Origin of the sequence: Paenibacillus sp. FSL L8-0436 (assembly GCF_038593025.1) — a bacterium.
Lineage (GTDB): Bacteria > Bacillota > Bacilli > Paenibacillales > Paenibacillaceae > Paenibacillus_AQ.
Genome location: NZ_CP151955.1, coordinates 6,824,817 through 6,841,052 on the forward strand (window position 1 = coordinate 6,824,817; position 16,236 = coordinate 6,841,052).

The window sequence follows — 16,236 nt, forward strand, 5'->3', positions numbered from 1 at the left end:
CCTTTTGATGATATTAATTATTTTATCGGTCCTAGAGAAGATAATTTGAAGGAATTCCTTGAATTTTCTATACACTTATCATTCGTGCTTCAACATATTCCTTCAATAAACACCCTCTAAAATGCAAAAAGCCCACCCTTCATCAGGATGAGCCTTTCAAAAAAAATATATTATAGCAATACAAATCTATAAACAAATCCTACAGCTTCGAGCCTCGTTCCTGACTAACCTTCATTCGCATTCTCAGGAAAAAGTCAATCACAGGACGTTTGGTCTTACTGATGACACCGGTAATCTCCGCACCAATTTGCAGGAAGAACAGCATTACGCAAATGACTACAAAAGTAACCCAGTTTGCTTCGTAAAGTGAGGCCGAGGTCTGGATAACAGCCAATACACCGAAAAATGTAGCAATTCCATAAATGATCAGTACCGTTTGACGGTGGCTGAACCCCAGTTCGCGCAGGCAATGATGCAGGTGGCCTTTATCCGGTGCGAATATTGGTTTCTTCTGCAGCTTGCGGCGTACGATAGCAAAAAAGGTATCAGACAAAGGCACCCCTATAATGAGGAGCGGTGTAATAAAAGAAACGACGGCAATTTGCTTAAATCCAAGAAGTGCAAGCAGAGCCAAGCAAAAACCTAAGAACAGTGAACCTGTATCACCCATAAAAATTTTGGCGGGGTGAAAATTAAAGAACAGAAATCCTATGATACTGCCCAGCAGCAGCAGGCACAGGAGTGCAACCATTGTATTTCCCATCAAAAAGGCCATCACTGCAATGGTGGCAATTGCGATACCGGATACCCCGGCAGCAAGCCCGTCCAACCCGTCAATCAAGTTAACGGCATTCGTGACACCCACAATCCAGAAAATAGTCAGTGGAATAGCAATCCAGCTTTCCAGCGAAGAATACGTATTATGAAAAGGAATATTTACGAAATCAACAGTAATACCAAACCCGAAGACTACTATGCAGGCAGCCGCAATCTGGCCCAGCAGCTTCACCTTTGCCGAAAGTTCGAACCGGTCATCCAAACCGCCGATCAGAACAATCATTCCGCCGCCACACAGCAGCGCTTTGATGAAGCTTACCTCCCGCGGAGTGAAGTCATAAGGAATAATTGGCAATACGGCAAGTAGGCCCAACACAAACGCCAGAAAAATACCAAGTCCGCCAAGGCGGGGCATAATCTTCGTATGCACTTTACGGGCATTCGGCACATCTGTAGCGCCAATCTTAATAGCGAATTTCTTCACCAGCGGCGTCAAGAGTAAGGCGAGTCCCATGCACACAATAAATCCGGCGATGTATATGATTAACATTTGATCAGTCGACCCCCATTTCTCTACCGCATTGAATTATACGCTGAACTAAATACAAATTCCAATTCCGTTTTTGGGCTGCTATTCTTATTTTCACGGTGAATATCCGCATTTCACTGAGCTTTTGTCACTTTATCTTTCTCACGCATCACTTTTACTGCGAATTTCGGCAGCGCAAGCATTCTTTTATAGCGTGTCGGTTCTTTAAGAAGACGATATAACCATTCCGCTCTAAGTTTCTGGAAGGCTATGGGAGCCCGTTTGGTCTTGCCCGAGATCACATCAAAGCTCCCTCCGACCCCCATCATCACCGGAATGTTCAGTCTGGATTTGTACTTGGCGATCCAAGGTTCCTGGCTGTCAGCTCCTCTGGCAACAAAGAGCAGATCCGGCTGAGCCTCCAGAATTCCAGAAATAATCTTTTCGTCGTCGTCGGGTCCAAAATAACCATCATGATATCCCGAGATTACGATCCCGGGATACTGAGTTTGTAACCGGGAAGACGTCTCCTGAATCACTTCCGGGGTAGAGCCCAGCAGATAGACCTTCCAGGTATATCTTTCGCCTTGGCGCAGCAATTCATGTAAAAGATCAAATCCGGCCACACGCTCCGCTACGGGTTCACGACAATATTCCGCAGCCCACACGACGCCTGTCCCATCAGGCACCACCAGCTCCGCCGATTTCATGATCTCCATGTAAGCGGGATTCTCCAGCGCGGTCATAACCATGATCGGATTAGCAGTAATTACCTGATGGGGTTCACGGTTGCGGACAGCTTCTGTCAAATAAGCGACTGTGGCTTTCATATCGATTTTAGACACCCTGATGCCAAAAATTGGAACTGTAGGTACCGGACTTTCTGCTTTCACTATCAATCATCCTTTGCGGTGGAAATATTCAACAATTTGCCGGGCAGGAGCCTCGGCTTCTTCTACTAATGCAGCAATTAGCGGCTCACGCTTACGTTTCCAATCATCTCCTGCTTCCAGAAGATGAAGGACTTCAGCGGCAACTTCTCCGCCGTCAAGCGAAGTCGTAGAACCGATGGGCCGACAGTCGACCCGCTCAAGAAAGTGATCAATCTTAGGATCATAGGAGATCCCCATCAGCGGCACACGCCTTCCGGCAGCATAGATGAGACTGTGCAGCCGCATCCCGATCAGCATATCGCATTCTCCTACCTCTCGCAACATCTGCCGGGGATGGAGCGCATCTTCACAGATGCTGATCCTGCCGCCCTGACGCGCAATACCTTCCTCCAGTTTCTGCATCACATAATGCGAAGCCTCATTATCTGAGGAATGATGGAAAGGCAGGAAGCGCAGATGCAGCGGAACTTGCCCACAGGCTTTTAGCAGGCCTTGCGCAATGGCATCCAATTCCTTACGGGACTGCTCCCAGTAACGCACTGATATCCCGACGGTCTTCAATGCAGTATCGCGGGTAATCTCCTCTAGGGGGTGGGAACCCTCGGGAAGAGAGAGTCCCATCACAGGATCAGGAACAACCTCAACAAGTTCCCGGTCAAGACCCATAGTCTGCAGCAGCTGGCGGGATTGCTCATCCCGCACAGATACATAGCTGCATTTGCGGAAAACGGATTTGATCAACGGATGGAAGAGCTTCCGGTTTACCGGACCAATACCCTGGGCATAAATAAAAGTCGGCTTTCTCATCCATTGAGCCAGCTTTATAATCCCCAGGTAATAGGGAATACTCTTGCTGCCCGTCACATCCTGCAGCAGGCTTCCGCCGCCGCTGATGAGACCTGCACTCTCGTAAATGGCCTGGCGTACCTCACCCAGCTTCATCCGGTGGACAGCTTTCACACCATAAGTAGCCGTTGTCCACTCCGGATCAATGGATAATACAACAGGTTCAACCGGTATACCGGCAGCTTGTGAATGCTTCTGCAGCGCATCTAGAATAGACTGCAGCACTGCCTCATCCCCGCTGTTGCGGAAACCATAATAGCCGGAGAGGATTATTTTTTGAGCAGCGGCGACCATCGTTTCCAACACCCTTCTGCAATCTGCCATACGCCAACGGCGATGAGCCCGATAATCAAACCAATTCCCAGCCCAAGTAAGCCGCGAAGCAGGGAGATCAGCACAGGAGAGTGGATATGGGCAAAGGTATCCACCATCGAAAGCTGACCGATAACCGCAATAATCATAATAAACGCAGCATTCCGGTATTTATAGGCCATGAACGCCCCCAGAATGAACAGCGGATGTGCCAACAGGAATTCTTTGTTGCGCGGCCGGATATTAACTGTATTCTCCAGGAAGGTGCGGAAAGTCATCTCCAATGGACTTACAGTACCGCTGTTCCCGGTCCGTTTTAAGTAATACCAGCCAACGATCGCCAGCACAACGGCAGCAATAACCATTATGAGTGTAATTGGAGTACGCAGAAGTTTGCCTGTCTTGTTAAAAGTGAATTCACCACGGTACAGAAGCACATACAGCGCAGTCAAGGCAATCGGCGCCAAGTGCAGCAGGCTGACACCACGGAACTGATTGAGCACAAGGCTGTACGTAATGTTGTTCAGAAGTGCAATTACAAACGGTACGGCACTAAGCGAGATCAGTGCTGTCTTCACATAAAGTACAAGACTGTGCACCAAACGCCGCTTGGGACTCATGACCGTATAGGTTAGTTTATTGGTTCGAAGCGGCGGTCCCTGTTCATTAATTTTGCGGATCGCCATTACTGTCGCCACAGTCGGGGCGCTGATAGCTACCGCAAGTGCCAATGCCTGTTCAAAAAGCTGAGGCTTTACTACAAGCAGTCCGGCACTTCCCAGCAATCCCAGTACCCAGGCAGGAAGTGTGAGCCATGGAATGAAAAAAGAGACAAGCAAAGCTACCATGGATACCGCACCAATCACAGCAACAAGTTTGAAATAACGCTGATAGGAGGAGTCTACGACTTCAAAAGCCGTGGCTTGTCCCAGGGTAAAACCGTTGTCCTCAATTTTATCAACAGCCCCCCCCGGATCGCTAAGACTCGTTATGAGGTTATCCAACGTGTCGGTCACCTGAGCTTTAGCAGTGTTTCTTGCCGGAATTGTGTTGAGATAGATCATCCGGATATTACGGTCTTTGGTTGCAAGCGCGAAACGGTCAGCAATGACTTCCGGTGCCAAGCCGGAATCTCTTTCACTGAGAGAATACAACCGTGCGACGTTATAGTCGAGCTCATAGGCGAGTTTATTAAAACCTTTTTGCTGGGCCTTAATATTCTCAATTGCAGCAATCCCCATTCCGCGTTCCTTCATAAGTTTACCAAAGGCGTCTAAACTCTTTAAGTCAGCGTCATCATTATATCCCTTGACCGACTCGCCTTCGAAAAGAATCCGCTTGACCCCGAGTTCCTCATAGCGGTCCAGCAGTTTCTGTACTGCTTCCTGGTTATACTTTAAGGAGTCCACTAGACGGGGGACAATGTTGAACCCTTTGCCATGCAGCATGTCCAGCGTCATCGGATCCGGCTGTAGCGGTTTCATTGTAGCATCTTCAATCGGAGTCTTGATGATCAGACCCTGCTGTCCGCGGAAACTCCAGTCCTCCGTTCCAATGTCAAGACCGCTGAACGCTTCACGTATCATTGCCGAGAGTGCATCACTATTATCTGCGCTCGTAAAGAGGACATATGTATAGTTCTCATTCTCCGGAATCACAGTGTCGGTAAGATTAGCGATATCAGCCGCTCCCCATAACATCAAACGGCGGGCCTTACGGTAATCCTCAAGCGTACTTTCATAAATTGCCATGCTCTGAACGCCGGCATCCTTTAAACGGTCAAGCTGGTCGGAAATATAATCCTTCGGATTAGAGCGGTAGCTGGCCACTTCAACCAGATCGCGGTAATCAAATACAAATTCAACCGTTTTGGATGATTTCTCCGTCTGCAGCCGGTCATAAACAACCGGGAGAGCAGCCAAGACACCAATTATTACGATAATCCACAACCACTTTCGCGAAGCTATATTCCATCGTTGCCATTTCTGCTGCACCAAAAGTACCTCCTCTTTCACTTTGAAGCCTAGTACCGTTTATAAAACAGTCTTCACTGCCAAGCTACATATTAATTAAAATCGCTCTAAACTCAAGCAGAAACGGATGTGCATCCGGTTAGGAGCAGTATCCGTTTCTGCGGGAAGTTAGCTATCTCGTATTATTTCCCGTCAACGCGGGCCATAACCTGCTGAGTAAGTGCAGCAACCTTATCCTTGGCATTCTGGAGCGATTCACCGCGAACCGCAAAATATACCTTGATCTTCGGCTCTGTACCGGAAGGCCGCAGGCAGAACCAGGAGCCGTCGGATAACAGATACTTCAGCACATTTTCCTTAGGCAGGCCATTCAGCCCCAGAGAGTAATCCAGAACCTCGCTTACAGAAGCACCTGCGATTTCCTGCGGAGGATTGCTGCGCCAGTCATTCATGATTCCCTGAATCTGGGCCACACCGTCTTTCCCCTTCAGTGTGCGTGATTCCAGACTTTCCAGGAAGAACCCAAACTTGCTGTACAGCTCCTGAAGTACATCATAAAGCGTCTTGCCTTGTGCTTTGTAATACGCCCCAGCTTCTGCAATCAGCATGGAAGCCAGTACGGCATCCTTGTCCCGGGCATAATTGCCGGCAAGATAACCATAACTCTCTTCGTAACCGAAGAGGTACGTGTACTCCCCGGACTGTTCGAACTGGGTCATTTTCTCCCCGATATATTTGAAGCCAGTCAGCGTATTGAATACAGTAGCGCCATAATGCTCGGCAACCGCTGCGCCCATTTCACTCGTCACAATTGTCTTGACAACAGCACCGTTTTTCGGCAGCTTGCCTTGTTCCTGCAAACGGCTCAGGTAGTAATGGATCATCAGGGCACCGGACTGGTTACCAGATAAAACAACGAAGTTCCCTTCATTATCCCGTACGACGGCCCCCATCCGGTCTGCATCAGGGTCGGTACCGATCAGCAGGTCGGCATTCAATTCTTCGCCAAGTTTTATAGCCAGGGTAAAGGCTTCCCGCTCCTCGGGATTCGGTGATTTCACCGTCGAGAACTCAGAATCCGGCTGCTCCTGCTCCGGCACCACATGGACCTGCGTAAAGCCGATCTTCTTCAGTACACTGCGGACCGGCAAATTGCCCGTTCCATGCAGCGGAGTGTACACAATCTTGAAATCTTTGCCAAGAGTAGAAGCGATCTCTTCACGGGCAACACTCACAGCAGCTACTGTATCTGTAAAAGCTTCGTCTTCTTTCTCTCCCAGCCAATGCAGCAAGCCTTGACTTTCTGCATCTTCACGGGAAATCCGCTTTACGCCATTGAAGGAATCAACCTCCAATATGGAGGAAATGACTTTCTCCGCCTCGTCCGGCACCAGCTGTCCACCTTCAGCATTATAAACTTTATAGCCGTTGTATTCCGGCGGGTTATGGCTTGCCGTGATAACAACGCCACCTGATGCCTTCAAATGACGGACAGTAAAGGAAAGCTGCGGCGTCGAACGCAGGGATGGAAATAAATGCGCCTCAATACCGTTGCCGGCCAGCACAAGGGCTGCCTCCAGCGTAAATTCGGGTGAGAAGCGACGGGAGTCATGCGCGATGACTACGGAAGGTCTGCCTTCTCCAGTATGCTGCTCCAGTATATAATTAGCGAAACCTTGAGTGGCCCGGCCTACTGTATATCGGTTGATCCGGTTGCTGCCTGCGCCGATAACCCCGCGCAATCCGCCTGTACCAAACTCCAAATCTCTATAAAAGCGTTCTTCCAGTTCCTGTTTTTCATTCGCAAGAAGGTTCAGTTCTGCCTTCGTATTCTCATCCACAGAAGGGTCCTGAAGCCAACGTGTCAATGTTTCTAGCGCTTTCGGGCTTAATTCAGTCATATGAATCTCTCCTTATCCATATTATGATATATGATTGTATAACAGGTGCTAGCTGAGCGCGAACATAATTTCGCCAGAGGCTACAATCTTGCCCTCCACCTTCGCGGTGGCTTGGCCTTTTCCGATGCTGCCTTTAAGCCGGGTAATCTCCACCTCAAGCGTTAGCGTATCTCCCGGTACTACCTGGCCACGGAAACGGAAACCGTCCAGTCCGGCCAGAAAACCGATCTTGCCCCGGTTGGCTTCAAGTCCCAGAATAGCTACAGCGCCTACCTGTGCAAGAGCTTCTGTAATTAGAACGCCGGGCATTACCGGATAACCCGGAAAGTGACCGGTGAAGAACGGTTCATTTACCGTCACATTTTTGATGCCGACAGCCCGTTTGCCCATTTCTATTTCTGTAATTTTGTCCACCAGCAGAAATGGAGGCCGATGGGGTATTATTTCTTGAATTTGATTGATATCCAGCATTGTCGCAAAGCTCCTTTCGGATGTAACTGCGTGTTTAAACAATCCGCTGGGCAGTACTTTGATTTTATTATTTTACAAAGTCTGCATAAATATTGGCGGCTTCGGTAAAAACTATAATTATCCTTCACCACCTGCAGCAGTGGAGGTTAAGATAAGGGGCTTTCTCCACCGCACGCGGCAGCATGGCGGAGAGGGCCCTTTTTGGCGTTCCTTGGTCCCCAATCATTATACATTTTCCAGTATAAAAAAGAAAACTCCCTTAGACAACCAGGGAGCTTTAAAACACCTCATATTTAAGGTGCGAACACCAAATCATATACATGCTTCCAGGTACTCCACAGAAGCACGTCACTGAATTCCTTTTTGCCTAGAACGACGTAACCGACCACAAGACCACTCGCAAGCGCAGCTACAAGCAGCAAGGGAATCATAATCCACTGGATAATGGCCCATGTGGATACTCTCCGCTTCTTCACCGGCTGCCGTTGATCTTTTTCCGGTTTCCTATTGTCCTGACGACTCATTCCTTCACCTACCCGCGCATAGAATTGGCCAGGCCAAGCATCTGGTCACTGGAGGAGAGTGCCCGTGAGACAAGCTGATAGGTGCGCTGAATCTGCATCATTTCCGTTATTTCCTTGCTGAGGTCAACGTTGGACTGTTCCAGATATCCGGAACGCACTCCTACTGCTGAGGCTTCACCCGGTGCTCTTTGGAGGAAGGCTTGCTGCGCTGTGACTCCGTCAGCAAGCACGTAAAAATTACCGTCGACTGCCTGCATCGCACTCTTGCTTAGCGGTTCTACAATCATAATTGTACCCGCTACCCGGGTCGGCGCATTCTCGCTGGTCTTCGTGAGCACCCGGCCGCTCTCATCAATAGCGGCACTTACATTCGCAGGTACTGTTAAAGGGTTGCCGTCTGTATTCAATACAGGATTGCCTGTATTATCTACCAACATCATATTATCGGGGTTGGAGGCATCCGGTGTAAAATGAAAATCCCCTTGACGTGTATAAGCGGTAGCTCCATTCACCTGAACCCCAAATAACCCGTTACCTTGCAGCGCCAGATCCGTCGGATTCCCTGTTTCTTGAAGCGGACCCTCTTCCCAGTTGGTCTTAACCCCAGGCACACGGACCCCAAAGCCGATATTGAAGCCAAGCGGCATGCTGCGGCCAGGCTGATCGTAGTCTTTGGACTGTTGCTGAACACGGGTCAGAACGTCCTCAAACGAACCTTCTTTGCTCTTATAGCCATTGGTACTCATATTAGCAAAGTTATCCGCGATAATATCCAGACGCTGCTGAAGGCTGGACATCGAGACAGAAGCGCTGATTGCCGAATTGTTCATGGATTAATCCCCCTCTATACTCTACCGACTTCATTGACGGTCTTCTGCAGACTGGTATCGTAGAATTGAATGACTTTCTGGTTCGCCTCATACGCCCGGTATGCAGCATTCATATCCACGGTTACCTGGGTAGGGTCCACATTGGAATTCTCCAAATATCCCTGGCGCACCTGCAGGTTATCTCCTGCGTTAGCATAGCGGATTTCCGCAGCCTCAATATCATCGGCATGGAAGACACCGTTACCGTCGCGCACTAGTTCCTGCGGTCTCGTGATTACACTGACACCAATTTTGGTTCCGGAAGGAAGCCCTGTAGCCGTATTGATCAGATTGCCCTGCCCGTCCACTTTAAGATTATCCTGCGGGCCTGTCAAGACCAGCGGGTTGCCGTTAGCATCCAGAACATTAAATCCTCCGGCGCTGAGCACCTGTCCGGTTGCGCTAACGCTGAAGCTTCCGTTGCGTGTATATAAATTATTGCCTTCGTTATCTTGAACGGTAAAAAATGCCTGCGGCCGGTAGATAACCTCGCCTTCAGGAGTTACATATTTGCCCGACCCGTCAAAAGCTATGTTGTCTCCGGTAGCAGGGTCCGCGACCTGTAAGTCAGTAGATAAGGCAAAGTCAATCGACTTTCCGCTTTCAATCAGATCGCCCTGCAAATATTGGGAAACAGATTGTTCTGCAAAAACCCCTGTGTTGAGGCGGCCTACCGGCTTCGTGGTGCCGCCACTCATGGCTGAAATCAATACATCGGGAAAGGCATGGCTGACACTATCGACCTGCTTGTACCCCGTTGTATTCAGATTGGCAATGTTTTGCGTCGCCGTATCATGTCTGCGCTGCTGCGTGACCATCCCGGCAGCGGCCGTATATAATCCTCTAATCATGAGGGCAATTCCCCTTCCTGAATCTGCTATTATCCTTTATTATCGGCAGCTTAGAACTTTTTCTTAACGACCTTGTCCAAATGATCCAACATAATCCCCGTTCCCTTGACCACACAGTGCATCGGATCTTCAGCTACCCAGACAGGAACATGCAGCTGCTCCGAAAGCAGCTCGTCCAGCCCGTTAAGCAGTGCGCCGCCGCCGGTCAGTACAACCCCGCGGTCGATAATGTCGGCCGACAGCTCCGGCGGTGTACGCTCGAGCACTGATTTTGCCGCAGCGACAATAGAGGAAACCGGATCCCATAATGCTTCTTTAACCTCACCGGAGTTAATGGTCAGTGTTTGTGGAAGTCCGCTGACCATATCCCGGCCGCGAATATCCATTTCCGCCTGCATGCCGCCCGGCCGGACTGTTCCGATAGTGACTTTAATATCCTCAGCCGTGCGCTCACCGATGAGCAGTTTATATTTCTGTTTGATATATTTTAAAATGGCATCGTCGAACTTGTCCCCTGCAATTTTAATGGAGGAGGCGGTAACGACGTCGCCCATGGACAGGACAGCTACATCCGTCGTTCCGCCGCCGATATCGACGACCATATTTCCGCTTGGTTGATAAATATCCATACCCGCTCCAATTGCCGCGGCCTTGGGTTCTTCTTCCATATAAACATCCTTGGCCCCGCTGCGTTCCGCCGCTTCACGGATCGATTTCTGCTCAACTGATGTAATATTCGTGGGGGCACAGATCAAAATGCGGGGCTTAGCGTACCAAGTACGGCCACCAACGCGGTCGATGAAATATTTCAGCATCATTTCCGTAACGGCAAAGTCAGCAATAACGCCGTCCCTAAGAGGACGAATGGTTGTAATGTTGCCTGGTGTCCGTCCTACCATGCGACGCGCCTGTTCACCTACCGCAAGGACTTTCTTCGTATCACTTTCAAGTGTGACCACGGAGGGTTCATCCAGAACGACTCCCCTCCCTTTAACATGAATGAGCACATTGGCCGTGCCGAGATCGATTCCGATATCCTTGCTAAGCATAATGAAAGAGCCCCCAAAGTGTTATTTTAAATGAGATTAGTTAGTGAGTACCAAATTTAAAAATACCATACTTTAGGGGATATACACAATGTAGTAAACCTGAATTATTGCTTAAAATTCCGAAAATATCATGGCTTTGCGGCTACGGCAACCTCACGTTTTTTACCAGTCGTTTTTTTATATTTAATTTTTGTGGCTTCTCCCCCCCGCAAATGACGGATTGATTTGTGATATTCGAGAATGTGCTTCACCTGATCGGCCAAATCAGGGTTGATCTCCGGCAAACGCTCGGTTAAGTCTTTATGCACCGTGCTTTTTGAAACGCCAAATTCCTTGGCAATGGTCCGGACTGTATGCCTGGTTTCCACGATGCAGCGTCCGATTTTGATCGTACGTTCTTTGATGTAATCGTGCACGCTCCCGCCTCCCAACTGTGGATAGTTTGGTACATTATATGAGGGGCGGGCCTATATATTCGCGCTTTCAGGGGATGACAAGCCCTGGAAGGCTCATTTTATTTCCTGGACAACCGTAAGAAGGGCCCATTTCGGCGGAAAACAGCTTACTTCTGTCCTGCTATGCTCCGCAGAACACAGCAACAAAAAAACAGGAGGCATCCGCCTCCTGTCTAAAAGTTATGCTTAACGCTGCGGCAGCAGATCCGAAGGATTGACTACCTTGCCATCCTCGTACACTTCAAAGTGCACATGATTGCCAAGATTTTTCTCAATTTCACTGCGTCCGGCCGTTGCCAGCGTGTCGCCTTGCTTCACTTCATCGCCTTGCTTCACTTTGGTGTCGCCGAGGCTCTGATATACCGTCTTCAGATTGTTCGGATGGGTAATCTCTACAACCTTGCCGAACACTGCAACATCTTCAACCCGTGTTACTTCACCGCTAAGCGCTGCCTTGACATCAAACGTCTTGTTGTCCTCACGTGCGATGTCGATTCCGACATTCGGCACGAAGGTGTCATTGTACTGCACCATAGCCGCTACATGATTCTCTTCCGTCCCATTCTCATCATAGAACGGTTTTACCACTTCCACTTCTCCAGGACTGGCTACAGGCCAGGTCAGAGTTTCTGCAGAAGCGACAACTTCCAAAGCCTCAGGGTCGTTTGCTGCACCGGCTTCTTTGCTGGGTTTAGCGGCATCCTGTGAAACGACTGCGTTGGTGTCGGAGTTCAGCGGCTTCTGGCCGGCATCCTGATAGACCCACACCAAGGTTAGTATAATAGCCGCTGCCGCCGTGTAGACTGCCGGGAATACCCACCGTTTGGAGAACAGCCTGTTCCATGAAGAAGGCTTAGCGCCTGAATCTCCCTGCTTGTTTTTGAGAGATTCATCATGGGTTGATTTGTTTTTTTCTTGTTCATTCATATGTTTATCACCTCAGTAACCAGTGTTACCGGGCGCTTCGCTTTTATACGTATCTTTCAAGTTATTTTTTCAGAAGAGTTGAGACTTGAACAAAAGAGATACCGCTGTAATAGTGTTTGAGAATTTGTGTCGCTGTGCTGCCTTCCTTAGCCATGCCGTTTGCCCCCCACTGGCTCATGCCGACTCCGTGTCCATTCCCGTAAGTTGTGATTATATACTCGCTGCCCTTTCGCTTCCAGGTAAACTGGCTGGAGCGCAGCCCCAGCTTCTCGCGCACCTCCCGTCCGGTAAATACGGTTCCTCCAATCGATATCTCCTTGACCCGGTGTCCCGCAGTCAGAGACAGTACTTTCACAGGCATCTGTGCAGAAGAAGAGGAGACCGGCTTCGCCCCTCCGGAAGCTGCAAGATCCTTGGAAGCAGGCAAAGCTTTGCCGCTTAACCCCAGCTTGCCTATCAGCTCTGAAATACTAAAGGTATAGGTTGCCGCGAGATTCGGTGTAATCTCCTGCTCCCAGGGGCTGGCTACACTGCGCAAATAAGGCACGGCGGCATTCCAGTAGTCTTCCGAATTTTCCGTATAGCCTCCACTCGAGGCAAAAAAGGAGGCGGTGATCGGCTGCCCCTTATAGGTCATAATGACGCCGCGCGTTTCGCGCACCGCTCGGCGGAGTTTGGCCAGCCCGGCGCTTTTGCCGCCGCGCACCCAATCCCGTTCCAGCGCCGCCTGCGAGACGTAAGCCTGATGGCTTACCGTATCGGTCACATCCGCGCCCGGAACGGGCACGCCACTGCTGTCGCCGGCCACTAGGCGGCGCATAATGAACGTGCGGGCGGCCACGGCCTGCGCTTTGAGCGCTTCGAGCTCAAAGTCCGCCGGCATCTCGGCCGCCAGCACGCCGCTGACGTACTCCTCCAGCGGCAGGGTCTCTATTTGTCCGCTCTGCGACAAATAGACATGCACTTCCGGTTGCGGGGCCTCCACCGCAGCCGCCTCAGGCGCCACAGGCCGGTCCGTGGCCTGTGGCACGGCCTTGGGCACCGGATGCGGATGCCCGCCTCCGCGCAGCGGGACAATCGCCAGCGGCAGCAGCAGCGCCGCCAGCAGCGGCGCTGCGAGCCAGGCGGCCGGGGCCAGCCGCTGGATACGGGGTGCTCCGCGCCGGGTGCGTGCGTAACGGCGTTTGAATTTGCGCCGCAGGTAGTGGAAATCTTTCATCTCTATGGCTCCTTCCGTAAGTCACCGGTGATTCTTATAGATATGAGTTTTCCACAACTGCTAGAACGCTATTCTGAGAGTAAGAGAATCAAATTGCCGTGAAGTTAGCAAAATTCTCAATCGGCACAAAAAAGACCGCACCGCAAATGCGGAGCAGCCTATTTCATTTATATTATTTACGATTATACCCAGGTTGGCTGAATCTGAAAGCGCGGCTTCAGCTCATCGCTTTTGTACGATTCGCTTTTGGTAGCTTCCGGTTTAACAATTTCTTCTTTGGATGCCGCTACAGCCGGCTCTTCCATGGAAATCCGCCAAATGTCTGCACCAAGTCCCGACAGCTTCTCAGCCAGATTCACATACCCGCGGTCAATGTGATGCGTACCGCTCACTTCCGTAGTCCCTTCGGCAACAAGTCCCGCCAAAATAAGTGCAGCGCCTGCACGCAGGTCCGTAGCGCACACTTTGGCGCCGACAAGCTGAGCATTGCCGGTCACAATCGCCGAACGGCCCTCAATCTTGATCTCGGCGTTCATGTTGTGGAATTCATCCACATGCATAAACCGGTTCTCGAAAACGGTCTCCGTTACGACACTTGTACCTACGGAGCGAAGCAGCAGCGCCATCATTTGCGACTGCATATCGGTAGGGAAACCCGGATACGGCAATGTCTTCAGATCAACAGCCTTCAGTGGCTTGTCGCTGATAACGCGCACGCCATTCTCATCAGGAATGATCGTAACGCCCATTTCCTCCATCTTGGCAATTACAGGTCCGAGATGATCCGCAATCGCACCTTCAACGTATACATCCCCGCCTGTAATCGCAGCAGCTGCCATGTAGGTACCCGCTTCAATCCGGTCAGGAATCACATGATGTTTTACACCGTGAAGCCGTTCTACGCCCTCAATACGAATGACGCCGGTCCCAGCTCCACGTACAATACCGCCCATTCCGTTGAGGTAGTTGGCCAAGTCGACAATTTCCGGCTCTTTCGCGGCATTCTCAATCACAGTCACGCCTTCGGCGAGTGCTGCGGCCATCATTATATTTTCAGTCGCGCCAACGCTGGCCACATCCAGATACACCTTGGCTCCACGCAGTCGACCGTTTGATTTCGCTTCAATGTAGCCTTGGCCCAAGCTAATCTCGGCACCAAGCGCTTCAAATCCCTTCAGATGCTGGTCAATCGGCCTTGTACCGATGGCACAGCCGCCGGGCAGAGAAATGCGTGTATGACCCATACGGGACAATAAAGGGCCCATCACCAAAAAAGAAGCCCGCATTTTCCGCACCCATTCATAAGGCGCTTCACAGGAAGTGATGCTTCTAGCATCAACCTCGATGATATCGTTCTGGTATGTAACACCTGCACCCAGAGATTCCAGCACTTTGCTGATGGTCATTACATCGTCTAGCGGAGGTGCGTCCACAATGACGCTGACTCCTTCTTCTGCCAATAGAGAGGCGGCTATGATCGGTAGTACGGAATTTTTTGCGCCGCTTACTTTCACGCTCCCGGTCAATCTGTTGCCACCGCGGACGATAAATTTGCTCATTTCGGTTTCCCTCCGCGTCCATATTTCTGAAATAATTTTGAATTTAAGATTCATTTGTTAAATATCGGATATTCCGTCTGTGCGCCCGATGTGCGGGCACGTTCCTTAAACTTCAGTGTTGACATAATAAAACCTTATTATTCGACACCTTTTTCGCATCCATAGACCTATACAGATATAACCAAACTCACTTGCATTAAAACACATTGCGGAGCAGCCCGCTCCAGCCCAGGTAATCCAGCAGAAACCCAGCCACGAAATGACCGAGGACGATAGCCAGCAACAGATGGAGCAGTCTTCCTTGAGGGCTCTTGGGATATCTTATGACCAAATCAAGCTTAAGGTTCTGAAGTGCCCACCAAGATAATACGACACAGAGCAAAGAAACGATCATTGAAACCAAACCGCTGGTACCGATCGCGCTGGATAAATCATCGTAGATCATTTGTTCCATGTTACCTCCCGTGTAAATGTTACTTAGAAATCGACTCTTATATCATACTTGCGCAGATGAAAAGAATCCAGTACTTTTACGAATTTTTAAACATTTCGCCCATTAAGCCCCAGGTTCATGACAATATGTTCATTTTTTACAGGCTTTTTATTCCAAAAAAAATGCAGCCAAGCTATAGGCTTGACTGCATTTCGTGCTACTGTTGTCCTTTTCCGGTGGACACTTTAATCCGTGTAACGGCGCGTTGCAGCGCCAGCTCCGCACGGCGGTGATCAATCTCATCCTGTTTGCTGCGGGTCTGAAGACGGCGTTGTGCCCGTTCTTTAGCCGCTTCGGCGCGTTCAACATCGATATCCTTAGGCAGCTCGGCACTTTCAGCCAGAACTGTCACCTTGTCTTTATGCACTTCTACGAACCCGCCATGAACGGCGATAGTGACGGAAACACCGTCCGATTTTACAGTGAGCGGAGCAACCTGAAGTGGAGTCACAAGCGGAATGTGTCCCGGCAAAATGCCCAGCTCGCCATTGACTCCCCGTACTGTCAGGCTGTTAACCTGTTTGGAGTAGACAAGACGCTCCGGCGTGACAATTTCCAACAAAAAGGTATTCACTTCCATTCCTCCTC

The 16,236-nt window shown here is 50.0% G+C and carries 16 protein-coding genes; all 16 read right to left on the reverse strand.

Annotated features, from left to right (window positions below):
* Positions 1-199 precede the first annotated feature (199 nt).
* The 16 genes from NSS79_RS31525 to NSS79_RS31600 all read right to left on the reverse strand — a co-directional run bounded on the left by NSS79_RS31525 (position 200) and on the right by NSS79_RS31600 (position 16,222).
* Complete coding sequence (locus tag NSS79_RS31525) at positions 200-1,327, reverse strand: MraY family glycosyltransferase (protein ID WP_038597370.1); 1,128 nt, start codon at positions 1,325-1,327, stop codon at positions 200-202.
* 113 nt (positions 1,328-1,440) lie between these two features.
* A complete protein-coding gene (locus NSS79_RS31530) occupies positions 1,441-2,199 on the reverse strand; it encodes a WecB/TagA/CpsF family glycosyltransferase (protein WP_342437443.1) in 759 nt (252 codons plus the stop codon).
* A gap of 6 nt (positions 2,200-2,205) precedes the next feature.
* A complete protein-coding gene (gene csaB, locus NSS79_RS31535; RefSeq protein ID WP_342437444.1) occupies positions 2,206-3,339 on the reverse strand; it encodes a polysaccharide pyruvyl transferase CsaB in 1,134 nt (377 codons plus the stop codon).
* Positions 3,315-5,351, reverse strand: a complete 2,037-nt coding sequence (locus NSS79_RS31540) for a DUF5693 family protein (protein WP_342437445.1) — start codon at positions 5,349-5,351, stop codon at positions 3,315-3,317. Before NSS79_RS31540 ends, csaB begins: the two co-directional genes overlap by 25 nt.
* Before the next feature lie 161 nt (positions 5,352-5,512).
* A complete protein-coding gene (locus tag NSS79_RS31545) occupies positions 5,513-7,231 on the reverse strand; it encodes a phospho-sugar mutase (RefSeq protein ID WP_342437446.1) in 1,719 nt (572 codons plus the stop codon).
* A 48-nt stretch (positions 7,232-7,279) separates the two neighbouring features.
* The gene (gene fabZ, locus NSS79_RS31550; protein WP_038597382.1) at positions 7,280-7,702 is read right to left on the reverse strand and encodes a 3-hydroxyacyl-ACP dehydratase FabZ; all 423 of its coding nucleotides are present in this window, start codon (positions 7,700-7,702) and stop codon (positions 7,280-7,282) included.
* 293 nt (positions 7,703-7,995) lie between these two features.
* Positions 7,996-8,226: a DNA-directed RNA polymerase subunit beta gene (locus tag NSS79_RS31555; protein ID WP_342437447.1), complete on the reverse strand. Its 231-nt coding sequence runs from the start codon at positions 8,224-8,226 to the stop codon at positions 7,996-7,998.
* An 8-nt stretch (positions 8,227-8,234) separates the two neighbouring features.
* Positions 8,235-9,056 carry a flagellar hook-basal body protein gene (locus tag NSS79_RS31560; protein ID WP_342437448.1) on the reverse strand — a complete coding sequence of 274 codons (822 nt, stop codon included), beginning with the start codon at positions 9,054-9,056 and terminating at the stop codon, positions 8,235-8,237.
* A 14-nt stretch (positions 9,057-9,070) separates the two neighbouring features.
* Positions 9,071-9,946, reverse strand: a complete 876-nt coding sequence (locus tag NSS79_RS31565; protein WP_038597390.1) for a flagellar hook-basal body protein — start codon at positions 9,944-9,946, stop codon at positions 9,071-9,073.
* Positions 9,947-9,996: 50 nt separating this feature from the next.
* Positions 9,997-10,995 carry a rod shape-determining protein gene (locus tag NSS79_RS31570; protein ID WP_038597393.1) on the reverse strand — a complete coding sequence of 333 codons (999 nt, stop codon included), beginning with the start codon at positions 10,993-10,995 and terminating at the stop codon, positions 9,997-9,999.
* A 128-nt stretch (positions 10,996-11,123) separates the two neighbouring features.
* Positions 11,124-11,411, reverse strand: coding sequence for a sporulation transcriptional regulator SpoIIID (spoIIID, locus tag NSS79_RS31575; protein WP_038597396.1), 288 nt, complete (start codon positions 11,409-11,411; stop codon positions 11,124-11,126).
* 225 nt (positions 11,412-11,636) lie between these two features.
* Entirely contained in the window at positions 11,637-12,377 is a 741-nt protein-coding gene (locus NSS79_RS31580; protein ID WP_038597399.1) for a M23 family metallopeptidase, read from the reverse strand.
* A gap of 61 nt (positions 12,378-12,438) precedes the next feature.
* Complete coding sequence (gene spoIID / locus NSS79_RS31585) at positions 12,439-13,596, reverse strand: stage II sporulation protein D (RefSeq protein ID WP_342437449.1); 1,158 nt, start codon at positions 13,594-13,596, stop codon at positions 12,439-12,441.
* A gap of 182 nt (positions 13,597-13,778) precedes the next feature.
* Positions 13,779-15,155, reverse strand: a complete 1,377-nt coding sequence (murA, locus tag NSS79_RS31590) for a UDP-N-acetylglucosamine 1-carboxyvinyltransferase (protein WP_342437450.1) — start codon at positions 15,153-15,155, stop codon at positions 13,779-13,781.
* A 196-nt stretch (positions 15,156-15,351) separates the two neighbouring features.
* Complete coding sequence (locus NSS79_RS31595) at positions 15,352-15,609, reverse strand: DUF1146 family protein (protein WP_038597407.1); 258 nt, start codon at positions 15,607-15,609, stop codon at positions 15,352-15,354.
* Between the two features lie 196 nt (positions 15,610-15,805).
* Positions 15,806-16,222: a F0F1 ATP synthase subunit epsilon gene (locus NSS79_RS31600; protein WP_038597409.1), complete on the reverse strand. Its 417-nt coding sequence runs from the start codon at positions 16,220-16,222 to the stop codon at positions 15,806-15,808.
* Between the last annotated feature and the right edge of the window lie 14 nt (positions 16,223-16,236).